Origin of the sequence: Microbacterium sp. oral taxon 186 str. F0373, from assembly GCF_000411455.1 — a bacterium.
Lineage (GTDB): Bacteria > Actinomycetota > Actinomycetes > Actinomycetales > Microbacteriaceae > Microbacterium.
In genome coordinates, this window is record NZ_KE150458.1 from 121,758 (window position 1) to 144,200 (window position 22,443).

At 65.7% G+C, this 22,443-nt stretch carries 23 protein-coding genes; 4 read left to right on the forward strand and 19 right to left on the reverse strand.

The window, feature by feature from the left end; translation table 11 throughout:
• The first annotated feature begins 23 nt into the window (after positions 1 to 23).
• On the forward strand, positions 24 to 245 hold the full coding sequence (locus tag HMPREF1529_RS15870; protein WP_157533901.1) for a hypothetical protein: 222 nt from the start codon (positions 24 to 26) through the stop codon (positions 243 to 245).
• A gap of 29 nt (positions 246 to 274) precedes the next feature.
• Positions 275 to 454: a hypothetical protein gene (locus tag HMPREF1529_RS10430; protein ID WP_016464765.1), complete on the forward strand. Its 180-nt coding sequence runs from the start codon at positions 275 to 277 to the stop codon at positions 452 to 454.
• Between the two features lie 48 nt (positions 455 to 502).
• Here the strand turns inward: HMPREF1529_RS10430 and HMPREF1529_RS10435 are convergent, their stop codons facing one another.
• The 19 genes from HMPREF1529_RS10435 to HMPREF1529_RS10530 form a co-directional block, all read right to left on the reverse strand.
• A complete protein-coding gene (locus HMPREF1529_RS10435; protein WP_016464766.1) occupies positions 503 to 2,755 on the reverse strand; it encodes an ATP-dependent DNA helicase in 2,253 nt (750 codons plus the stop codon).
• Between the two features lie 25 nt (positions 2,756 to 2,780).
• Entirely contained in the window at positions 2,781 to 3,389 is a 609-nt protein-coding gene (locus tag HMPREF1529_RS10440; protein WP_016464767.1) for a hypothetical protein, read from the reverse strand.
• The gene (locus HMPREF1529_RS10445; RefSeq protein ID WP_016464768.1) at positions 3,386 to 3,916 is read right to left on the reverse strand and encodes a DNA N-6-adenine-methyltransferase; all 531 of its coding nucleotides are present in this window, start codon (positions 3,914 to 3,916) and stop codon (positions 3,386 to 3,388) included. The genes HMPREF1529_RS10440 and HMPREF1529_RS10445 overlap by 4 nt, the downstream gene beginning before the upstream one ends.
• A gap of 5 nt (positions 3,917 to 3,921) precedes the next feature.
• Positions 3,922 to 4,626, reverse strand: coding sequence for an exonuclease domain-containing protein (locus HMPREF1529_RS10450; RefSeq protein ID WP_016464769.1), 705 nt, complete (start codon positions 4,624 to 4,626; stop codon positions 3,922 to 3,924).
• Positions 4,623 to 5,207, reverse strand: coding sequence for a 5' nucleotidase, NT5C type (locus HMPREF1529_RS15370; protein WP_198013054.1), 585 nt, complete (start codon positions 5,205 to 5,207; stop codon positions 4,623 to 4,625). The genes HMPREF1529_RS10450 and HMPREF1529_RS15370 overlap by 4 nt, the downstream gene beginning before the upstream one ends.
• Positions 5,208 to 5,228: 21 nt before the next feature.
• Positions 5,229 to 5,687 carry a hypothetical protein gene (locus HMPREF1529_RS10460; RefSeq protein ID WP_157533902.1) on the reverse strand — a complete coding sequence of 153 codons (459 nt, stop codon included), beginning with the start codon at positions 5,685 to 5,687 and terminating at the stop codon, positions 5,229 to 5,231.
• A gap of 717 nt (positions 5,688 to 6,404) precedes the next feature.
• Positions 6,405 to 6,992, reverse strand: a complete 588-nt coding sequence (locus HMPREF1529_RS10470) for a hypothetical protein (protein ID WP_016464773.1) — start codon at positions 6,990 to 6,992, stop codon at positions 6,405 to 6,407.
• A 23-nt stretch (positions 6,993 to 7,015) separates the two neighbouring features.
• Positions 7,016 to 8,470 (reverse strand): DUF7007 domain-containing protein, encoded by a 1,455-nt coding sequence (locus HMPREF1529_RS15375; RefSeq protein ID WP_016464774.1) that lies wholly within the window; start codon positions 8,468 to 8,470, stop codon positions 7,016 to 7,018.
• Between the two features lie 10 nt (positions 8,471 to 8,480).
• A complete protein-coding gene (locus HMPREF1529_RS10480; RefSeq protein WP_198013055.1) occupies positions 8,481 to 9,554 on the reverse strand; it encodes a ribonuclease HI in 1,074 nt (357 codons plus the stop codon).
• Positions 9,488 to 10,597, reverse strand: coding sequence for a hypothetical protein (locus tag HMPREF1529_RS10485; RefSeq protein ID WP_157533905.1), 1,110 nt, complete (start codon positions 10,595 to 10,597; stop codon positions 9,488 to 9,490). The genes HMPREF1529_RS10480 and HMPREF1529_RS10485 overlap by 67 nt, the downstream gene beginning before the upstream one ends.
• 147 nt (positions 10,598 to 10,744) lie before the next feature.
• The gene (locus tag HMPREF1529_RS10490; protein WP_016464777.1) at positions 10,745 to 11,104 is read right to left on the reverse strand and encodes a hypothetical protein; all 360 of its coding nucleotides are present in this window, start codon (positions 11,102 to 11,104) and stop codon (positions 10,745 to 10,747) included.
• A complete protein-coding gene (locus HMPREF1529_RS10495; RefSeq protein ID WP_016464778.1) occupies positions 11,101 to 11,583 on the reverse strand; it encodes a hypothetical protein in 483 nt (160 codons plus the stop codon). Before HMPREF1529_RS10495 ends, HMPREF1529_RS10490 begins: the two co-directional genes overlap by 4 nt.
• Positions 11,580 to 12,086, reverse strand: coding sequence for a hypothetical protein (locus tag HMPREF1529_RS10500; RefSeq protein WP_157533906.1), 507 nt, complete (start codon positions 12,084 to 12,086; stop codon positions 11,580 to 11,582). Before HMPREF1529_RS10500 ends, HMPREF1529_RS10495 begins: the two co-directional genes overlap by 4 nt.
• Positions 12,087 to 12,118: 32 nt before the next feature.
• Positions 12,119 to 12,616, reverse strand: a complete 498-nt coding sequence (locus HMPREF1529_RS10505; protein ID WP_016464780.1) for a hypothetical protein — start codon at positions 12,614 to 12,616, stop codon at positions 12,119 to 12,121.
• A gap of 29 nt (positions 12,617 to 12,645) precedes the next feature.
• On the reverse strand, positions 12,646 to 14,385 hold the full coding sequence (locus tag HMPREF1529_RS10510) for an FtsK/SpoIIIE domain-containing protein (RefSeq protein ID WP_016464781.1): 1,740 nt from the start codon (positions 14,383 to 14,385) through the stop codon (positions 12,646 to 12,648).
• A 116-nt stretch (positions 14,386 to 14,501) separates the two neighbouring features.
• Positions 14,502 to 17,033: an ATP-binding protein gene (locus HMPREF1529_RS10515; RefSeq protein WP_016464782.1), complete on the reverse strand. Its 2,532-nt coding sequence runs from the start codon at positions 17,031 to 17,033 to the stop codon at positions 14,502 to 14,504.
• A complete protein-coding gene (locus HMPREF1529_RS10520; protein WP_016464783.1) occupies positions 17,033 to 18,121 on the reverse strand; it encodes a hypothetical protein in 1,089 nt (362 codons plus the stop codon). Before HMPREF1529_RS10520 ends, HMPREF1529_RS10515 begins: the two co-directional genes overlap by 1 nt.
• On the reverse strand, positions 18,121 to 18,294 hold the full coding sequence (locus tag HMPREF1529_RS15875) for a hypothetical protein (RefSeq protein ID WP_157533907.1): 174 nt from the start codon (positions 18,292 to 18,294) through the stop codon (positions 18,121 to 18,123). Before HMPREF1529_RS15875 ends, HMPREF1529_RS10520 begins: the two co-directional genes overlap by 1 nt.
• Before the next feature lie 296 nt (positions 18,295 to 18,590).
• Positions 18,591 to 19,178 (reverse strand): hypothetical protein, encoded by a 588-nt coding sequence (locus tag HMPREF1529_RS10530; RefSeq protein WP_016464785.1) that lies wholly within the window; start codon positions 19,176 to 19,178, stop codon positions 18,591 to 18,593.
• 543 nt (positions 19,179 to 19,721) lie between these two features.
• On the opposite strand from HMPREF1529_RS10530, the gene HMPREF1529_RS10535 reads away from it, so the two are divergent.
• Together HMPREF1529_RS10535 and HMPREF1529_RS10540 are read left to right on the forward strand one after the other, a co-directional pair.
• Positions 19,722 to 21,758 carry a RecB family exonuclease gene (locus HMPREF1529_RS10535; protein WP_036283283.1) on the forward strand — a complete coding sequence of 679 codons (2,037 nt, stop codon included), beginning with the start codon at positions 19,722 to 19,724 and terminating at the stop codon, positions 21,756 to 21,758.
• Between the two features lie 29 nt (positions 21,759 to 21,787).
• On the forward strand, positions 21,788 to 22,411 hold the full coding sequence (locus tag HMPREF1529_RS10540; protein ID WP_016464787.1) for a hypothetical protein: 624 nt from the start codon (positions 21,788 to 21,790) through the stop codon (positions 22,409 to 22,411).
• Positions 22,412 to 22,443 lie beyond the last annotated feature (32 nt).

A 22,443-nucleotide genomic window follows, 5' to 3' on the forward strand; every position in this document is an offset into this window, starting at 1 on the left:
GTGCCACGCGTACCGTTGGTTCGATGAGAGACCTCGACGCCCGCGCCATGACCATGCCCGGCCAGATAGATCGCGACGTTGAACTCACCTACCTGCGTGCTGGCGCAGAACCTCCCTGGGAGCGTCCGCACCGCAATGGTGTGGACGTGACTTCCCAGCCGGACCTGCAGACGCCGTACCAACGTCAGCGACGCGAATCGTTCGAGGAGCGTGTTCGCGAATACCGGGCCAGCCACCTGATCTGAGGCGCCGATGTGCCGCAGGGGTGGAAGGCATGAGCAGCGCCCCCGACACGATCAGCGCACAGGTGGAAGGCGACAACATCGACTACCACTGGCATGGCGCCGATGCCGAGCAACGACACGAAGAGTGGGCATTGAATGATGCGCCCACCTACGACGAGGCGGTACCGGTGGGAACCGCGCACCCCTCGTCATGGCGACCGGTGGACTGATCGCCGCGGTCGTCGTGTTTGGCCAGATGGCGGGGATCATCGTCTAGGTCACAGCTGGCTACCGATGAACGCCTTCGCCTCGTCGAGGGTGGTCATCTTCCGACCGAACGCTCGCACGGCGTCCATGTAGGTGAGGCGGGTCGGCTCCGGGTAGGCCAACGGAGACGGTGCCGTCGGCGTCGCCTTCAGCATGCGCGGGTCGAGCACGGCCACCAGGCCGGTGTCGCTGGAGGTGCGGATGAGACGCCCGACTGCCTGCTGGAGCAGCAGCGCCGCGTCGACCGCGTATACGGCGCGCTGCGCCTCGGAGACGTTGCTGATGCGCTCGTTGATCTGCTCCACGCGGGCCTCATCGAGCGGGTTACCGGGGGAGCGGGGCACCCGGTCGATGACGACCAGCGAGCACGTCTCGCCGGGGGCGTCGACGCCGGTCATCATTGTCTTCGTGCCTACGAGCACGCTGCCAACATCCTCGCGCCACTCGCGGACGATGCGGGTGGATGATCCGCCGTCCCACTGCGAGTGGACCTTCACGCGCGGCAAAGCGCTACGGAGCGCCTCCGTGTACGCACGTCCCTCCCGTGCTGTCGCGGAGAGGATCAGCGCTCGACCGCCAGTGGCGCGCACGAGCTCGATGATCTGCTTCGTCGCCCACTGAGCGTGCCCGCGTACGTCGAATCGCCGCTTGTTGCCCCATCCCTCTGTTGTGATCTGACCGAAGTCGGGTCCGGCGACGACGCGTGGGATGTAGAGGCCCGACCGCTGGTACGCCGCGTTGAAAGGCGACGGGTACTTCACCAGTTGCGCGGCCAGTCCAGCCTGGAACGGGTAGTTGGAGGGCATCGTCGCGCTGATCGCGGACACAGACAAGCTCACGTGCTCAGTGACGTCATCGTCGACCTTCAGGTCGTAGCCGTAGAGATTGTCCCGGAGGAGGAACCCGACGTCGATCGGAGAGACGTTCGCTCCCCACCAGTCTCGTGACTTCGCGGCGTCGCCACGATCGTCTTTCTCCACCCAGCGCGCCCAACCGCTGCGGTGGCGGGTGAGCGCTTCCACGGTCTGCTTGAGACTGTCGAGCGCGTCTTTCGCTGAGCTGGCTCGGATCCGCGTCGTGACGTCGCTCGACTCGGTGTTCTTGCCGAGGTGCTTCTTGCCCGCGTCGATCCAGTCCTTGATCAGCTTTTCGGTGTCGCCGAGAGGGCGGTCCGACTCCTTGACGCGGCGCAGGCCGTCCTTCCCGCCGAGCGTGAAGTCTCGGAGCAGCCGGTCGAGCTCCTCGGCGAGGTGCTCCCCAGCGTCGCGCCAGGTCAGCGACGCGGAGGTGTTCCCACACGCTCGGGTGACGGAGCGCCCGATGCGCCCGAGAGTGCCGCCGGAGAGCTTCGCGGCGCCCTGGGATCGCACGTGGGAGGGGAGGGTGTGCGCTTCGTCGACGATGATGTGCTCGAAGTGGCCGAGCTTCATGCTGCCGACGATGACGGGGACCGCTTTCGCGGCTTGAACGGCGAGGATCGAGTGGTTCGTGATGACGACGTCGGCGCCGGCGGCGTGCTCCCGGGCGATTGTGACCTTCGCGGTGACACCGAAACGGGATCCGTCGTCGGCTTCGCTTGACGGTGACGACACGGTCGCCCACATCGCTGCGGAGTGCTCGATGGGGCAGGAGTGGCGGTCTCCAGGCTCGTCCGGGTCGTCCGCGAAGTAGGCGCGGCACGCCCATGACACGAGGCGCCGCAGCGGCTCGAGCTCGTCCAGTTCGAGGCCGTACAGCTGTTCGAGACCGTGGAGGGGGCGGCCCTTGTCGAGCACGTCGGCAAGGTCACGGTAGCGGAACGTGCCCGCTTCCCCCGTGAGCAGTTGCGCGGTCGAGATCACCTTCGCGGGGTCGATGTAGTTCGCGACGCCCTTCATGAACGCGGCGCTGACGCTGACGTCCGGGTAGAGTTCGCCTGCCGCCTCGACGACGATGGGCACGTCCTTGTCCTGCAGCTGTGCCATCAGCGCGAGCGAGTCGGTGGAGATCACCGTGCGCTCACCGCGGCGGATCGCCGCGAGAAATGCGGCCGCCAGCGCCGCGAACGACTTGCCCGACCCGGTCGGAGCCTGCCCAGCCGTGTGCCCGCGCCCTTCCATAGCCGCGACGATCGCACGGTGCAGGGCGTCCTGGCCCTCACGAGGCTTGGCGTCGAGTAGGCCCGTGGTGATACGCACGGCGCGCGTCAGGAGCGCGGAGCTGTCTCCGATCGGGACGGTAGCGAGGTCGAGATCTGCGAGGGTCCCGGAGGAGGCGAGGGTCATGGCTCTCACATGCACGGCGCCGGAGCTACGAGGCGGATCGCTCCATCGCGGCGGTGCAGGCACGCTCGTCCGCCCTCGCGTGGAGGCCTTCGAGCGTGCCGGAGTTATCGATGACCTCGTCGAAGTGGGCGGGCTCGAGGCTCCGCTCGGTCGAATGGGTTCCCGGGGCCGCCTCCATTGAAGGGCGGCTCACCCACAGAGCGGTCCCGCCGAGCTCGCGAACCATTGCGAGCTCGTTCGGGATTCGGATGCCGGTGATGACGACAAGCTGCCCGGCTGCGAGGCGTGCTGCGACACGCTCGCGCATCACGTTCACCCACGTGTCCTCGCCGAAGAACTCGCGGCCGCCTTCGCTGCCGTCCCGCTGCATGTACGCACGGAAGTCGCGGATCGACTTCGCGTCCACGAAGCCGAGGCGGTCCACCAGCCGGGATGCGAGCCGAAAGCCTGGCCAGATTCGGAGGCGGATACCTTCGCGGATACGGACCTTGATCCACGGGTCGACGGCGAGCATGTGCTCGAGGATCGGATCGCTCATGCCGAGTTTCACGAAGCCGTGGCGGGCGACGAGCCTGTCCGCGTAGGCGTCCTTCCCGGAGCGGAGCCGACCGCCGAGGGCGATGAGTACGCTCACGCGGCGGCGCCTTCCAGAACGAGGCTGGCAGAATGCACGTTGTGCAGCGGCACGAAGGTGCCGTCCAGACCTGAATCCCGCAGTGCTACAGCTGCCCAGTGCCCATACGCAACGAGGCACGACGGTGCGCCACTGTTGGATGCGGCACGGGTTCCGTCGGCACGATGGAAGTGCAGCCGCCCGTGGAGAAAAAGGACGCCGGTTGCCTTCTGCCAGACCTCGCGCACGAATCCGGCGGTCTCTGTGCGCGCAAAGACCAGCGCGACTCCACCGGCCGGGTGGTCGGCGAGCTTGGCCAGCCATGCCGACGTCTGGGCACCGTAGGGCGGGTTCAGCCAGACTCGGTCGCGTGCCCAATCAGCAGCGAGACCATCAACGGGAAGCTCGATGTGGCGCATCGCTGTTGGCCAGGGGCGGGGTGAGGGGGCCGCGCAGGGGTCTAGGTCGAACACGCCGATCGCGTCGATAAGTTCGGGCGGGGTGAGCCACGTGGTCGTGTCGGCCGCGGGGGACTGATGTGAACCCATGCCGGTCACGCAGCGGCCCCGACCTGTACTGGCCAGCCGGGATCGACGTTCACGGTGGGGTCGTATCGGCGCAAGTATGCCTGCAAAGATGCGGATTGTTCAGCCCTCCAGCCGACCTGGGCAGCGTGGAGCTCCATGAGTGACAGGCCGCCGAGATCCGGGTGGGCGAGGAGCTTCTGGACGATCTTGCCGGCAGCGACGGCATCGGCCTTGGCGTTGTGCGCATCGTCGAGTTCGATGCCGTAGTGCGCAGCGACGGCGGTGAGCTGCCGGCTGCCGCGGCGATACTTGTCCACATGGCGGTCGAGCACGATCGAGTCGAGAACAGGGTGGCGGAGGGCGCCCGTCTCCGGCCAAGTGCTCGCACTGGAGTCGGCGATGCGACGGTCCTCCTCCGCGAGCACCGTGAGGTCGTACGCGAGGTTGTGCCCGGCGATAGGCAGCCGCTGGTACGACTCGAACAGGTGGCGCACGCGGGAGAGCGCCACGGCGAGCGGCACGCTGCCCTCCGCCGAGGCCTGCGCGGTGGTGATGCCGTGGACGGCGGTGGCTTCCGGGGGGATTACGAACCCGTCCGGGCGCACGAGCAGATCGACTTCACGCGAGATCGTGCCGTCCGCGCGCAGGATGCCCGCGTACAGGGTGACGATCCGCGCGCTGAAAGCGTCGGGGCCAGTGGTCTCGAGATCGAAGATGATCATTTCGGTCATGGGAGCTCCCTGATGAGTTCGAGGACGTCAGCGGCGTTCGTCCACTGACGCAGTCGCGGTCCGGGGATATGGAGGTTGTAGGGGTACTCGCCGTACAGCAGTTGCCGCCACCGGGGCGTGTAGTAGCCGGTGATGTTCGGCTTATCGTCGATGAGGATGTCGGCGATGAGGGTCGTCTTGTCTTCAACCAGCGCGGTCCGTGATGCGGCCGTCTGCCCGTGCACGCGCCGCATCCAGGCGAGCTTGTCGCCGGCGGAAGTACGCGAGGTGCGGTAGGGGGTGCTCGCGAACGTGATGTGGTGCCCAAGGCCGGTGAGCTCACGCAGGACACGGCGGGCGCCGGCGATGGGTGGGAGATCTCCGAAGAAGCCGTCGGCGGTGAAGACAGCTTCGATGATCTTGCCCTGGTGTGGTGTGAGGCCGGCGCGCATGTCCCAGTTGGCAAACCCACCATCGCGGAACCGTGGCATGCCCGCTGCTTCCTCGCCGCGGGCGTCCAGCTGTAGGTCGAAGGACTCGGTGAGCGCGGCGATCGTGCAGTCGATGTCGACTGAGATATGGAGTGGGCCGTTGATTCTCATCAGCCACCACATGCACGGCGCTCAGCCGTCGTCGCGGAGAAGCCCGCGCTTGCGAGCCTGCTCGATGGTCTCGGCGGCTGTGCTTCGGGGATGGAGAGTGAGTGTGTAGCCGCGGTCGTCCTCGATCGCTTGGGGCGTTCCGGTAGCGTCGACGCGGGCGCGCACGGCTCCGACGTGGTCGATGGTGGGGACCATTCGACTGATCGAGGTGGGGGAGCTGTACCCCATAGCGTCCATGAGACCGCGGACGGGCATCCCCTCCCCGCGCGCTTCCCCCGCCTTCACCCAGCGGAGGAAGTCAGTAGCTTCGGCTGCGCGCTGTGCCACGTAGAGCCGCGCGACGGCATGGTGGATCCCGTGCTCTGTGGCGAGGTCCTCAGCGAGGACGTCGATGGTCTGCTCAATCGCGAGCAGCACGCCTTCGGACAGCGCGGCGCCGACCCTCGCGACAGCCTCGGCGTCGGCGGTGAACCGGAGCATCGCCGCAGCGTCGTAGTTGTGGCTGAACCCGCCCCTACGTGCCATCAGGCGGCCCGCCGGGTTGTGTGATGCGTCAGTTCCATGCCATGTCCTTCCGAGTGTGGCTCTCTCTGGACATCACATGCACGGCGATCAGACACATGTGTGTCCTATTGCGATCGGTTCATCGGACCGACGTCGAACGCCGCGTCCAGGGACGCCTCCTGCGTGCGGCATAAGACGCAGCCAAACAGCTCGCCCGACAGAGCTCGGCGTGCGACGAGAGCGCGGAGCTCGTCCATGTGCGTTGCGCACAACAGAAGCGTCAACTCACAACCAGACCGGCATACCGCAACATGCTCGGCGGCGTGGTCGCTACCGGGGAACTCACACGCCGCGGCAGCATCGATGGATGCGGCCAACTCGGCCGTGACCTCAGGTGCAAGGTTCGTCGGCATCGCTGATCCTCTCGTGCGTCTGAACACCACATGCACGGCGATGAACGCATGTGAATAGGCATCCCTTCGCCCCGGTGCGCCCCTCTTTCTTGGCACGCCGACTCGCCCAGCGACTCAGCGATCCGGCGAAGATCGTCGACGAGCGGCCGAACACCGCCAGTAGAGATGCGCCCCACCTCGAATCGGACGGCGAGAAGCGGATCGACATCGAGCTGACCAGGATTTCCTCCGGCCCGCGAGAGACGGCACCGAGCTTTGGAGCGTGGTCCGAGGTCTCGGGCTACACCCGGTTCAGCTGCTCTGACGCTTCCCGGAACCCCTCTGCAGTCGCTCTGAGCGGCTCGCCGGTCCAGGGGACCGTGTCGGTGAAGTACGACTGGTGCAGGTGAGCGTCCGCCGCGGCGCGCTTGGCCATCGTCGCCGCACGCTCTGCCGAGCAGACGACGGGCGCGGAGTCGTAGCGGTGCCAGGTCGAGCCCTCGCGGTCCAGGTGCGCCGTCATCAGAAACGCGCCTGGCTCTGCGGAGACGAACTGCTCCGTCTCCGTGACTATGCGCATCTCGGTCTCACTGGCGTGAGCGGGGTAGACGTATTGGACGGTGGTGAGGTATCGACCGTCGACGAGGCGGTGCTCTTCGGCGAACGTCCACACAGACCCTGCCTGGTCGTCGCTGAGCACCATGGAATGCAGGGTCGGCTCGTCCGGCATCACGCTGCGATGCGTGATCGGCTCGTCAGAGTACGGCGCCACCGTCGCACGGCAGCCGTCGACGAGCGGAACGTCGGGGGCGCTGTTCGATTTCGTGGCGAACTGGCCGCTGACAGCACGCGGGTGCACAGCCTCGAACGTGGAATCGGTGATGGTCATCGTCTCCGTCTCCGTCTCCGGGGTCAGGCGGGCAGGGTGGCCGCGCACTCTCGGGCTAGCAGGTCAGCCTTCAGCTGTTCGGGCGTCGGTTCTGCTGCTTTCCGAGCGGCCTCGTGGCGGGCGTAGGCCTCCTGGCTGATCTGTCGCAAGCGTGTAGCCTCGGCGGCGAGCTTCGCAGCACGAGCCTTCGCCTTCTCGTCGCGCCACACCTCGTAGTTGCCGCCCTGGGTCTCGGCTTCGAGCTTCGACAGCGCTACGGAGTACGCCTGTTGGGCAGCGTGCCACTCGGAACGCGTATCCGGGAGGGAACGCGACAGGTAGTCCCAGGTCGCCTTGGAGATGGGGATGCTGCCGGAGGGGATCGACACGCTGTACTGCAGGCGCGTGCGGTCTGTCCACGCGGAGAGCCCCTCCACGCCGTCCTCTTCGACGAGCTCGCGGAGAGTCCGCGTGCGCCCGTCCTGGAGCTTCCAGCGCTTCCCGAGATCGCCCCACACGCGCTCATTGGCGGCCCGGGTCATGACGGGGTCCGCCATGAACTCGTGGAGGCCTGGCAACGCCACCTTGTGCAGTGTCGGAGCCAGCTCCGGGGCAGCCTTCGGCGCCGGTGGCAGCTGCGCGTGGCGCGTCAGGTCGACCGCGAATCGTCCATCGCGTCCCCGATCGCCGTCACGGCGTGACTCGTACTCGGCCTTCGGAATGAGGTACTCGCCCTCGGCGCCGTCGGACTTACGGCGTGCGGTCACGCGCACGAGATCGGGGTCAGACTCGGCCTTGCGTGCGGAGGTGACGACGAAGTCCGTCTCGTGAGCCTTCGCCCAGATCAGGATGTCCTTCTGTCTCGACTCGCCTGGCTCGAGCTCTCGCCCGTTCGCCACCTCCCACTTGTCGGGGAACCGGTCCTTGATCGACTGATCGGAGTCTGCCTGCAACGACTCGGGCGTCCATCGATCGCGCTTGTGGGGGAGCGCGGCGAACTCTGCGGGGAAGTATCGGAGCGGGATGTTGATCTCGCAGTCTTCTTCGTACCAGCCGGAGGAGTTGCGCAGGGGAAGGGGGATCATCTTGTTGCGCCCGGGAGACAGCTTCACACCGCCGTGACCGCTGGTCCCGACGGTGTTGATACCGGGGGCGACCTCGGTGACGGAGTCCGCTGCACCCCAGGGGGTCCGCGACCCGATCTGGACGCTGTTCTGCCCCCAACGTGCGATCTCGGCGCGATGGGCGGCGGCGTCTGCCGCGAGCTCGCCGAAGTCAGCAGCGACCGGGCATAGCGCCCCGCTCACGTCGTCGCAGGCCTCGCACTGGAGGTCATCGCCCAACTCTCCGCCGTGCCGCGGGCAGGTGGAACGCGCTTCGGCGTCCGCGACGGTCAGGGATCCGCTGGGCGCGCTGTTTGTCTTCTCCCGGAACTGGCCGGCGTTTGTGGCCTGGCCGCGCGGGTGGAGGGTCTCGTCGAAGGAGGTCATGTCCACCATGAGTGCGGCCTCATGCAGCGTGTGCCTGCTCGAGCATGTGGTCCTGGTATGCCTGTCGCGCCTCGCGGGTCGCCTCGTGCCAGTTCGTTGTCTGGAGGGTCTCCCTCGCGCCGTCGACGATCTGCTGGCAAAGGACCTTGATCTGGTGCTCGTCCAGGTCGGATCGGACGGCACGGTGGCGCTGGAGGGCGAGGCGGTCAGCCACATCGTTGAGGACGTGTCCCTGATGGCTTCGCACCCAAATGAGTTCGAGACGCCCTGTGCGAATGAGCGCTCTGGCGTTTGCGAGCTCCTCCTCATGGATCTTGTGATGGACGTAGGCGCCGTTCATGACAGCGTCGATCGCGTTGAGGCTGTCGACGAACAACACGGCGCGGAAGTACGCGCCCTGCGTCCGGAACATCCTCACGAACGAGGCGATAGCCATCACCTCGGAAGCGAGGATGTTGGTGTGTGACCGCGCCACGTGCCAATCGCCCTCAGATGTGACCCACGAGTAGGCCCCATTCCCGTAGGTCGGGTGGACTGATCCGTCGCTCGCGGCATACATGACACGTTTGACGTACTCGGCGTGCTCGTAGCGAGCGATGTCCTCCCGGAGGCGTGCGCGGACAGCGTGAGCCCAGTCAGCGGAGGAGTTCAGTTCGATCAGATCGGCGGGAGCGAATCGGGTGTCATGAAGTCTCTCGGTGATCGCGTCCCGCAGCGCGATGGCGAAGCATCGGAGCGACACAGGACCTTCGGGTGCCCGTTCCGATACCCAGTCGGTGACAGCGCGGGTGAGGCCGCCGAGGACATCTTCTCCGCGTGTACGCGCCTGCAGGAACCGCTTCTGCTCACCCGAAGACAGATCTCGGATGCACCAGGCGACGGCGCTATCGCCGATAACACTGACGACGTCGAAAGAGCGCATCATGCGGACGTGCGCGGGGCGCGTCAGCAGCGCCGGTGTGGGCGCCGGCGCTTGGGACTCGATACTCGTCATATCCACACACGAGCGGCACACACCCGAAGGTGTCAGGCCGCCTCCCTTCCTGCGGGAACTTGGCGGGTAGTGGTGAGGCGGTAGGCCCGCATCATCCACTCGGCGACATCCGCCACGGTGCGAACCTGGAGGCCGAGCGGGCGACCCGGGAACTGCAGAGCTGCCGTTGCAGCGTCCGCCCAGTCGGCCGCTGCTTCAACGCGTTCCTCTTCGGAGGAGATGTCGGTGATGGCCTCGCCGTCGCAGTTCGAATCGAAGAACTCGGCAACCCACGCCTTTTCGAGACGCATCACCAGGCTCGGCCAGCCGCGGTAGATGATGAGATTCTTGAGGAGGCGGCGTACAGCGACACGCTTTGCATCGCTGGGGCGTGCGGGGAACGCGGCCGCCTCCTTCACGATCAGGGTGGCAGCTTCCGCATGAGCCTCAAGGAGAGCATTTGCCTGGTCTGCGGTGTAGTCCATCCAGAGGTCCAGAAGGCGGTCATCGACTGCGAGCTGGGACCACTGTGGCTCTCCGGCGGCAAGGTCACGGTGCGCGATGAGCGACGCGCGGATCACCCGATCCGCGCCTTCGTTCCGAAGGAACGCAGACAGCCACCGCTTGTGGGACTTGTCGGACACTGCGGCGGGCGGTAGGGCGTTGAGGGTGCGTACGGCGCGCGCGCGTTCGATGTCCTTCTCGACTGCGCTCAGGCCTCGCTCGTCCCACGTCTCCACGATCTCGGTGAGGCCGGCGACCAAACTCCGACGCTCACGAGCGATGAAGAGTTCCTCGGCAGATCGGAATCGATCACCCCAGTCGAGGGTCGGGATGGGCCCCATGGGCACGAACTCGTCGAGAGCGTGAAGGTCCGCGCCAACCTCCCTGCCACGTGCCCGGCGCACCTCGGTGATTCCGGCGCGGACGCAGGCGGTGGCGAGCTTATCGCTCCAGGCGAAGGGCGACCGGTCCTGAGCAATTTCGTGGAGGTCGAGAGGGCTGTTGCTCAGCCCAAGGACATGCCGTTCCAGCGATCGGGTGATGTAGTCCGCGATGCGTTCGCGGTCGATGGTGGGGAATCGTGCGCCCCGCTCGAAGCGCGTGATCGCCAGATCCACGACGTTCGCGGCCGGATCAAGCAGATGCCCGAGGATGACCATGCGGGACGTCGGCTCTTTGCCCGGGTCGACGATGGCCGCCGCGGCGGACTGCTTGATATGGTCCGCGAGTCGTGCCCGAGTCTGCGTGCGGTCGCTGGCGAGAAGGTCTGTCATGCGCCACACATGCACGGCGCCGACAGGCTTCGATCAGGGGGTGGTGTTGAGGCCGATCCCTGCGAGGTCCGCGTCGGACAGGGATGATGCGAGGGAGAACAATCGCGCGCCCGCGCTCACACCGTCGAACACGTACACGACAGTGCTGTCGCCACCGCGCATCAGACACAGCCGGTCACCGGCAGCGAGCTTCACGGAGAACGCGTTCGATAGTGCTGCACCGTTTCGCACGTCGACGATCCGATCACACGGCGCAGCCGTGTCCTCTTCGGATTGCGCCGTGGATGCTGCGGTGGCGGGCGGGGCGGCGCTCAAAAACCAGAGGAACCAGACGGCCAGGAGCACGGCGCTGGCGCCAAGTGCGATGACCGCAAAAAGTCGCGCGGCCTTCACGTCTCGTCGACGGTGTCGCGGGTGTACAGCTCCGCGAACCCTGCCGCGACGAGACTGTCCAGGAACGTAGTTTCATTGAGCGGATCCAGAAAGACGATCTGCCCGCCGATTGGCCGGGGACGCTCGGTATAGGGTGCGTAGGCGGTGGCGAGGAGGAAGAGCGGGATATCGCTCTCCCAAGCTTCGATCTCGACGCTCTGCGTGCTTCGATCGTGATAGATCGCCGTGAGCGCTTCCTCGCTGAGGGTAGAGATCGCGCTCGGGCCCGCTTCCGTGAGCGCGGCCATGACGACCGCCTGCGCGCGGTGGGCGATGTCCGCAAGGTGTTCCTCACGCAGCGTGAGTGCCGCAGCTGCGCCATCCTCACCCTCGGGCAGTGTGCCGTGTCCCGGGATGATCTCGTCGACGATCGCAGTTCGGCTTTCCGCCTCGATCTGTGTTCCATCGGGAATCGTCAGTAGCGCGAACTGAGCTGTCATGTCTGTGTGCCTTCCAGGGTGATCATGGCGGTGAAGGCCGGCACCGGCAGCCGGCTGAAGTAATCGACGACGGAGTCCTCGCCGGGTAGGGCTCCTAGGTGGGCGAGAACCCACCTGGTCCATTCGTCGGACTTTGTCCTCCGGCCTCGCCGGAGGATGTCCTTCGAGACCACCGATGGCTCGGCAGAGTAGAGCTGCTCACGAGGTGAGTCGATCAGTATCGCGTCGGTGGTGCGGATCGCTGAGCGGAGTGGGCTTGTAGGCAGGACCACGCTTGACCAGAGCGCGATGCGTGTCCGGGCCCAGATCTCTGGATACGCAATCCGGTGACGGAAAGGCACCGCGACTGCGAACCCGTCGAACTCCTCTTCCAGACGCAGCCGCAACTGCGCCTGCGAGTCTGCATCCACCCAGTGTCGGACGGCGTCGAGCGAGACGGGGTCTGCCAGCTGGGGGAAGATGTGGGGGAGGGCGGCGATCGCGAATCTCATCGCCGTGTCCAACTGGTTCTCATACCAACCCACATGCACGGCGGTCAGGCGGCGATGCCGCCACTGACCTGTTCGGGTTTGACGGTCCGCATGAATCCGACGAGGAAGACCCCGACCGCGGCGCCTTGCCCGGCGATGTTCGCGGCTTTCTCCGCGAGGCGAAGGCGGCGACCGATCGACGACTGGGTGATGGTCTCGTAAGCGTCGACGAACACGACGATGCGGTCTGGTCGGGTCGACTTCGGCATGTCCGCCCAGGACTGCGCGCCGATGCGCTTGCGTCGATGGCTGAGCTCGACGGTCAGCTGATCGATGACCCGATTGGCGGCATGAGCCGTGGTCGCCAGTGCCGCGCCCTGCTCGACGAGCCCGTCAAAGGATCCGGTGCTGGCGCCGTCGATCACCCGGACGTCATCGCCGCGGACCAGGTACGACTCGGCGGCCCGGGTGAGAGCCTTCGCGGCGTCGTCGGCGTCGGGTGTGGCGATGATCGCGTAACCGTAGGCGGCGAGGGTCTTGTTGAGGTCCTGAATGGTGGCCATCTTGGTCTCCTGATCGCGGTGAATCCGTGCTAGTTCTTGGCAGCGAGAGCGTGTCGTGCCGCGTTTGCGCGGGCATAGCCCTCGAGGGGCTTTCCGGTCTCGGGGTCCAGCTCCCACGTCTCGTACGTGCGGGAGCCCTTTCCGAACTGTGGCGACTCCGCTTCCTTCTTCGCCTCCCGGATGGTGACCATGTCAGGGAATCGCTGCATCACGGCGGCTGCCTCCGGTCGCGTCTGATCCAGCGCGGTACTGGGAAGGGGTCGGATGCCGCGGCTGCGGAGTTGGGAGATCAAGTCCGACTCGGAGGCGAAGAACGACTTGAACACCGACGGTGTCTGCCCAGCGAGCTCGGCGACACCCGCGCCGAGCGAAGCGTCAGAATCGATCTTGATGTGATCGGGCACCTGGGGAACGCGGGTGACATCGGTGAGGATGAGCTTCCGGTTCCCATCGGTGGCCCGTGCACCGAGTAGCAACTTGTGCGGCAGGTTCGTGCGCAGGGCGGTGGAAATGCCGGTGTTCACCGAAGCGACCTGCGTGGACAGCACGAGGTGATAGCCGACAAATCGCTGCTCGGCGGCGATCTTCTCGATGAACGTCTTGATCAGTTCGCGGGCGTAGTTCTTCGACTCCGCTTCCATCCGGAGGGGATCGTCCGATTCAAGTCGCTTCGGGACAGCGTCCATCGTGAACAGGCCCGTCACCTCGTCGACGACGATGACCACTTCCTTCATCGATCGACGCATGTCAGCGGGAAGGTCGGCGAGCTTCTTTGCGCCGTACTGCTTGAACAGCTCCGCGCGCCGCTCACCTTCCCGGTACAGCTGCTCGAGTGTGGTGGCGCCCTCCTCGAGGGTCTCGCAACCCCAGCCGCCACGTCGGACGAAGGGTCGCCAGTTCTCGAAGTCGACCGCCTTCTGCGGGACATCGATGATCACGAGTTCGGCGCCGGCCGCCAGGCACCCTGCGATGATGACGTTCAGGGTGACTGACTTGCCGGCACCAGTGATACCCCCCAGCTGCAGGTGAGGGGCGGCGGCCCAGTCCAGCCACAGCATTCCGTTGGGCTCGTCCCCGCGCTCGGCGAGGGTCTGCCCGACCGGGATGGGTGGCAGGACTGCGCCGCCAGCGCTCGGCAGCTGCGACATTGGGTAGGGAATCGTCTGCGCGAAGGTGGCAGGCTTTGACGGCACGATCTGTCCAGTGAGCTTGTTCGCATCGCCACGGAAGTACCAACCGACCTTGCCGATCGCGACCTGCACGATCTCGTCGAGCTTCTCATCGTGCTTGCTGGGGACGTAGTTGCCGGGCAAGCTCAGGAGGAAACCACCGCCGGGCCTCAGCGAGATCCCCACATCCCATGGCTTCACACCGAGAACTGTCGCTACGGCGCCGCGCGCACGGAGCTCCTCAGCGGTGAGTTTCGACATCGTCGCTTCAGAGATGAACGGTTCGAACCGTGTCATGAAGTATCCGGCATGCTGCGGGTCGGACTCCAGCTGCGCGGCGATCTGCTCACCGTCAGCGGGCTTGATGCCACGCATCAGTTCAACCCTGTAGGAGTCGGTCTTACCTGCGGACTTCGTCACCGTGGTCAGTGCTGATCGACGCGAAACCGTCAGCAAGCCCTCGGTCGGGTCGAACGACTGGATCACCCAACCGGTGCCGTGCCCACTGTCCGCGATAGCTTTCATCGCGGCCTCGACGTGACCGGGATTGTTGTGGTCGAACTTCCTCCCGACGGGCAGGTTCATCCGCTCAATGGCCATCGCGGCACGCTCCGAAGGGTCGTCGGGTCATGCCCTCCACCCCTGCGGCACGTGTCCCACGCGGTGGAGGTGAATTGGGGGCTCCGGGGCGGGGCGACCCTCCCCACCCCGGAGCCTTAAACAGCCTGGAGGACGGAGACCGTCTCCTCGCGGGCTGCTCGTGCCGCGATCGCTTGCTCGCGCTCTGCGCGGCGACGGCGGACATCATCGGGGTTCGTGGACGAATTGCGAAGGAACTCCTCCGCGAGAGTGACCTCCACCGGCGCGACACGGTTCTTCATGTCCACGTAATAGAACACGGCGCCGCGCGCGACACCGGGCCCGTCCGGATTGGGGAGATGCTGCAGACTGTCCCAGTTCAGGCCCGAGCCGCCAGAGAGGAACCGGGGTGTGCTGATTCGCCTACGCATCTCAGCGTTGTCGGACTGTCCTGCCATCTCGAGCACGGCGTCGACCTCGTCCTTGTCCTTGATGTGCCCGATCAGAACGCGAGAGAGGTACCCCTTGAGGCCGATCTTCCGCTGAAGCGACGGCTTCTGTGTGTACAGGATCGGGAGAACGTCCCACGAACGGGCCAGGCGGCCCACCTGGTCAAGGTCACCAGCGGCCCCCATCTCCATCACCCACGACTCGTCGAAGTGAACGGCCGCGCCTCCTCGATGACGCAGAGCGTTCATGCCACCCCAGATGAGCATGCGGATGATGTTCATGGAGTTGCGAACGGTTGGGTCGGGGTGGGCTGAGATGTCACCCGCGTAGGAAGAGCTAGGCAGCTCGAATGCGGACTGGCCAACCTCCACGAGAGTGGTGCCTTCCGAAAGACGCAGCGCCTCAGTATCCGGGTTCATCCCGAACGTCGCACGGAACATCGGGTAGACCTGCGCGTACTGGAAGACCGGTGCGGCGTACTCAGCGGGGATGACTCCCGCCTCAACGGCCATCTTCAGAGCTTGGCCGGTTGCGCGCGCGCCGCTCTTGACGCCCCAGTCGATCCCGAACGCGATCTGAGTCATGTACGCGGCGACATGCGGCCCGAACGGGTTCACGGTCGAGATCATCGACACCGACTTCGAGATACCCATCTGCGGGTCGTCGAAGATGCGGATCGGGTCGAGGATCCCGTCGCTGGAGAGGAAGTCATCGAGGGTTGCGACGTGCGCTCCGGCGGGCTCGAGGGCATCGCGGAGAGAGTCGCCGGACTTCGGGTTCACGATCAACTGCGGGTACCCCAGACGCTGGAACTGATCAGCAAGGAACTGCAGCAGCTGCGTCTTACCCGACCCGGAAGCGCCGAACACGGCCGTCAGCGGTGACGCGTCACCTTCGGAAGCTGCGCGCGGAGAGAAGTAGGCCGGCTGCCGGTCACGCTCGGTCAGGCCGATCAGCGCCCCCATCTCGTCACCGACCCGCGAGATCGACGGCAGCGCGGAGAAAGCGATCGTCGAGGCCGGCAGATCATGCAGGTAGGCGTTCGCCCGAACCCCACTACACGCCATCGTCTCGTGCCATGCCGCAGCCTGACGGTTAACCATCGTCGACAGCGTGATTCCCGGAGGCTCCAGCTTCGTGATGTCGTCGATGACCGAGTCGAATCCGACAAGCACGGAAGTGTCCATCAGCGTCGCCGGCGCCGTGCCCTGCGCGTAAGCGGCCTCCACCTGACCGAGCTCTTCCTCCCGCTCCTTCATCTCTGCACGGTCCATCTTGTTCTGGACCGCGAGCTCTTCGAGGTCAGCGCGGTACCTCCGCTGCTGGCCGCGGAGTTCGTTGCGCGTGACCTGCGAGGGCTCCACGAGCGCACGGATCGAGATCACGCGGGCGCCGGCGTCAAGCAGAGGCGTTGCCCACCGTGCGAGGTGGGTGGTCGCGTCTGTGTAGCGCAGGTCGAGGTTCGCGATCGTCGCGAAGCTGATCGCGTGTTCAGTGTCCTGGTGCGGCCAGTTCGAGCAGTCCGCCGGGTCGACAGCCATAGCGCGCCGCGCCGAGACGACGGTGGCGAAGTAGTGCATGTGCTCTTCATGTGGGATGACGGGGATGCCGGGCGCGTTGCCGCGGTTCCACCAGCTGTCCGCGAGATGCAATTCGTCGATCGTGGGAGTCCGAAACCCCGCACGGCTGAGGGCAGCGGAGACGTCGTCGGCGTCTTTGTCGAAGTCGCTCAAGGGTGCACCACCGTACTGCAGCGTCTCCGCGACAGATCCGATCGCGTCCTTCCACGATCCTGATCCCACCGAGTCCCGCAGCTTCACACCGAACAGCAGCACCCGTTTGAGAGTGGCACGGTCGCCGTAGTTGCGGTTCAAGAAGTCGCGGATGGGGGAGGCGGGCGGCGCCTCGTACAGCGTGGGGATGTTGATCAGAAGCGCATGCGTCTGCCGGTATGTGTGCTTTGCCGCACGCCGCGAACTTCCACGCCCTGCCATCTTCGCGAGCTCCTCATACGCTGCTGCGAGGGGCATGCCGACGGAGATCATCTCCTGATTGCTGGACGCATCTGTCACCGAGGACATGGGCACCGCGCGCCACAACCACACGCTGTTGTCGATTCCTTGCCACCGGCCGTCACGCAACGGCTTCTTCGCGCGGGTCTCCCACTGCGGGGTGGTGGGAATGGTCAAGCCGGAGCTCACGGCGGGCTTCTTGGCCATCACTGATCCTCGCCTTTGATGTTGTCGGAGGCGCCCGCTTTCGTCGGGGTGGGTGTCGGAGTGGCGCCATCGTCGAGAGCGGAAGTCGGGTCGGTCAGAAGCGTGGCAACCGCGTTCTGATAGGCAACGAGCGTCGGTCCGTCACCGGGTGCTCCCCATGCGACGACGACAGGGGTGGCAGTGTCGGCATGCTCGACGAGAAGGTCGTAGGTGACCGGAGTCGGTGCGGGCTCCGACTTGTTCTCGCCGACGACTGGCTTCCCGTTCTTCCACCAGAACGAGAGCGACACCCGTACAACGAGCGTGTCGGACTCCACTCCCTTCCCGCCCTCGAGAGGCTTCGCGCCGGCAGCGACAATCTCCGCACCGATGAACTTCTCGACTCCGCGGAGCGGGATATAGGAACGATCCGTGTTTCGGTCCTGGACAATCTGGTGCAGCGCGTCGGCGTCGCCGCCGGTGAAGGCGACTGCCCATGCATTGACAGCTTGCCTCACCTGAGCGGATGCGGCCGTGGACTGCAGATTGAACCAGGTGTCGGAAGCGGAGACCTTCACGTCAGCGATCGGCTCAAGCGAAGGGTTTGCGGTGACCGAAGCGCCCAGAACGTTGTCTACGACGACCTGCACGTAGGCGTGGAACATAGCTGCGCCACGGGCAACAGTGAACGTGTGAGTCTCGAACCTGTAGTTTCGCTTCACGTCGGAGTCGCTGGTCGGTGCCGGCGGCTCCTCAGAGGTGAATCCGTCCCAGGAGATGATCGATCCGCCGGGCAGAGGGGCGGGGTCGGTTTTCAGCCATGCGGAGAGGGCGCGGAATGCTTCCGACTTGCCCTGTGATCCATTCACCGCGGTCGAGGATGCGCTGTTGTCCGTCTTGGCGGGGGCGTTTGCTTGGGCCATCATCCCCGCGCCCATGAAGAACATCGCCGGAACAGCGCCGAATGCGACGAGGGTCAGCGCGCGGCGCTTCCACTTCAGTCCGTTGAGCTCCTTCCTGCGGGCAGGAGCATCGGGGTTGTCGGTGACGGTCTGGTCCTGCCAGACCGATTGTGCCTGCGCACCGTGGGTCTTCTTCTCGCGTGCCATCACTGGTCCCATACGCTCTGTCGCTGCCCGGCAAGCGCCGGCTGCGGATTGGTAGTTGCGGTGTTCAGCGCCTGCAACTGTCGGTGAGCGCGACGGGGGCTCACGGTGAGTTCGAGTGGCACAGCGCCGAACTCCTGCTGAGGCGCGCGCGCTGCGGCACGTTCGTCGAGCATCCGGCGAGCCTTCATCGAGACAGGACCGTAGGAGTCGGTGACAAGCGCAGCGAGGACGTCGTCGGGTACCCCCTCCTCCTCTACCAGCGCCTTCCGAACCTGCAGAATCGGGCAGTGTACGAGGGTGCCAGCGCACTCTGCGCACCGACGGGTGCCGTCGGCCCACGCGCGCTTCGGGATGACGTTCCTGCAGGCAACCCAGCACTTGGCACAATCGCCGGGCAGGTGATCTTTGTGCCCGTCGACGACAACGAAGCGCCACGACGTGCACGCGCGTCGGCTGAACAGGGCCATGGTCAGTTGCCCTTGCGTGCCAGGTCCTTGACTGCATCCAGGCGGGCTGCGTGCTCGTCAGTGAACTTGCCGGCTGCGCGAGCGATCGCGACGGATGCGTCGCCGTCCTTGGAAGGACGGGGGCCATCGAGCAGGCCGAGCGCGGTCAGGATCGACCAGATCGACTTCGACTGCGCTTCGTAGGACATCGCCACCGCGACTGCGTCGAAGGGATCGGCAGCCGCGGCTTTCACGATCGCGTCCAGCTCCAGAGTCCCCGCGAGGGTGAGCCGCGGCGTGGAGATGATGTGCGCGACGAGATCGTCGACGTTGTCCTTCGCGCCGAGGACGGCTGCCAGGAGCGTGATGTCCTCGTGACGCGCCGAAGCGATCTCTGCATGCTTGCTCAGGATCGCCCGTACTGCGCGCGCGGAGACCTTCGTGCCTACGCGCGGGTTCCGGGTACGCCGGAGCTTGCCGCCCTCCGCGGCGGATTCCTCGTGCACCGAAGTGTCGTCGACCGCGCTCGAGCGGGACTCGCTCTCGAGAAGGTTGTCGGGCTCGTTGAAGTCGGTCTTCGGAAGGGGAGCGTAGCCCTCGGTGATCGTCATGAGTGTGCCTCCGGGTCGTGGATGCGTTCACGGCCCACCCCTGCGGCAACACGATTCGAACTCCGCCGGAAAATGGCGTCAGCGACATCCCGCTCAGCTCCAGCCCACCACAGCCCACAGGTTGGGGTCGATGTCGGGCTGGAGGCTCACCTACTCTCGACTGGCATCGCGGGGCTCCAGCCCGACAAGCCCGACAAGCCCGACATCTGCGAGGGATACACATATAGGGATGTACTTGCAGACCCCCATATCTATCTATCTCTCTATCCCCATTAGGTAGAGAGATTGGATTATGTCGGGCTGGAGCGACTCGGACCCGTCCGATCCCAGCAATAACAGGGGTTCCCTCCAGCCCGACATTGGTCGGGCTTTGTCGGGCTGCAGCCCGACACTTTGTCGGGCTGGAGGCTTGTCGGTCACGAATGGGCCACGTTTGTGTCGAATGGGCTCAACCCGCCATGAAGCCGTGACTTCGAGCCAGGTACGCCCGCTGGCAAGGTCAGGTCGGAGGCCGGCTCTCGTTGCGCCGTGCATGTGATGGGTATGCCGCCGAAGCGACCCGACTACACGATCCCCAACGCCGCATGGTCAGGGCATCACCTGATCTTGGCGGACGAGGAGCTCGTCGACACCAAGATCAGGCGCCCCCTGCTGTCCCCGTCGATCGCCGCTGGCTACAACAGCTGCCCCGCGTCCGTCGTTGTCAATCGACTGCAGCCATGGGACGACGATCCGTTCGCAGCGAACACGATGGGCACCGCCGCGCACTTCGTCATGGAGACGCTGATGAGCCTCCGCCCCGAAGAGCGGACGCTCGAACGTGCGCTGGACATCCTCAAGAAGTCGTCCGATGAGCAGTGGTCGATCACGAAGCTCGAGAAGCAGAACAACGACCACTTGCTCGCGAACGCCGAGAACAGGACCCTCTGGCACTCGACGATCGAGAAGTGGATCCGGGCAGTCTTCCTCATCATCGACCCGCCAACCGTAGAGGTGGAGAGCACCGAGTTCCTTCTCGACAACATCAAGATCGGCAAGGGCGTTGGCGGATCGGAGGGCATCCCGCTGAAAGGGTACGTCGACCTCACCGAGTGGATTGTCCGCGACGGGCGGCGCGTTCGACTGATCGACGACTGGAAGTTCGGCAAAGCGAAGGTCAAGGTCAACCCACGTTACGGCGACGATTACGGCGATCAGCAGCGGATCTACTACGCGGGTTACGCCGAGTCGACGGGTGAGATGCCTGCAGGCGCACGGCTCATCTTTCCCCGCGGCATCGTCGACATCGACGCTGACCCCTCGCAGATGAGTCAGAGGCAGCGTGAGTCACTGACCATCCGCAACATCGACGTGTCGCCGAACGAGATGCGGAAGACGCTCCTCGGCTTCCGTGCCGGCTGGAACACGATGAACGAGTCTGCCGATCGGCGTTCATTCGAAGCGCGGCCCTCTGGGCTGTGCGGCTGGTGCCCGGCCGCGAACTCGTGCCCGGTCGCGAAGCTGCCCAACCAGAAGGCGCTGGATGCCGCGAAGGGGCAGCCGTCCGCATTGCAGCTGGGCATCCCGACACTGCGTCCCGGGGCCTCACTGCAGGAAGTACGCGATGCGCCCGGCGTCACTGTTCCGTTGTCTCGAGAGCCCGACTTCGACACGACCATCGAGCCGGCGGGCGACGACATGTTCCCCATCACGCTCCTGGAAGACGGAGAGACGGAGGAGTCGGTGCGCGCGGACGCTTCCCCGGCGCCAGCGGCGTCCGTTACCGGCCCTGAGCTGTCCGCAGACGAGCCGCCATTCGATCCGTTCGAGGACCCGCCATTCGATCCGTTCTACATCGAACCGCAGCCGGATCCCATCGAAGCAGTCATCCCCGACGAAATCGTGCCCGAACCGGTCGCCGAGACCGCTGAGATCTCGGCGGTCGTCAACGCCATGCTCACCACCACCGGAGCGTCGGTCAGCGCCGATGATCCCTTCGCGGCGGAGTGGTTCCGCGCCGTGCATGTGGGAGCGGAAGGCACATCCAATACCGAAGGAGACCAGACCACCATGAACGAGAATCACTCGGAGCACCGCCTCGACGTGAAGCCCGAAGCTGCGCCTTACGAGGCGGAGATCAACGGGATGCTCAACCTCAACTCCTACAGTGCCATCGCCGTCTCCGGCATCGTCGCACTGGCGTTCGAGCACATGCGTTCTCAGGACGTCCGCGTGAGCCCCGTCTCACTGAACAGGTTCTCTCAGGTGCTCGCCGGCATCGTCCTTCGCGTGCAGAAGCAGACGACCGGCTTCCAGAACTTCCAGTCCGGTGCGAACACCCGCCTTCGCGGGTTTCTGCGCATGGCGATCGAGGCGTTCCCGGCTCCGTTCCGCGTCCGCGCCGCGGATGGAACCGCCCTCATCCCGGCAACCCTGCAGGACTGGCAGCAGTGGACCGGCCGCATCGAAAACCTCCTCAGCGTGTCGATCATCACCGCGGTCGACCTCTACGACTCGGCCGCAGAATCGCTGAACTCGTCGCCCGAGGCGTTCTTCGCCGCCGGCGGCGAGGGGGCGCCCACGGTCCTCGTCACCAACTGACCAACCACCGCCACCCCTAGGAGAATCACATGGCACTCGAACTGTCCACGGACCAGAAGCGGTCCATCATCGTCGCCGCAGTCACCGCCGCAGGCCCCGGCGCTGACGACGGCCAGGTCGCCTCACAGGTCACCCGCATCGTCAACCTCTTCGAGGAGGGCAGCCCCGCGATGAACGCGTTCGCGCGAGCTGAGGAGCGCGCCGAGAAGACCAGCAAGGTGAAGGGCTTCACCGGCGAGGTGATCTATGTCGACACCGAGGCGTCCTCGAACCGCCCCGTCATCTTCCTCCGAACAGAAGTGTCCACCCAGGCACCCGAGGGTATCGAGGTTGTTCGTCTGGACCGCCTGGACTCGCGCGACGCCGAGCTCGTGAAGGCTCTCGCGAACCAGGCTCTCGCGCTCATCGGGCACAAGGTCGGCGTGACCATCGCGATCGAGCAGATGACCAACGGAAACAACGCGCGCATCCTTCGCGCCATCGAGGATCGCGGCCCAGGCGCTGCCGACATCGCCGGCCTGACCAACGGTGAGGGCTGGAAGCTGATCGACTGGCAGAACGGCGGCAAGGGAAACTTCGCCGCTATGGCTCCCCGCCTGAGCCGCCTTCAGAAGTACCTCGCCGACGCGCAGCCCGCCCTCGCCGGAGCCTGACCGGCGCACGATCAACGCCCCGCCCACGTGAC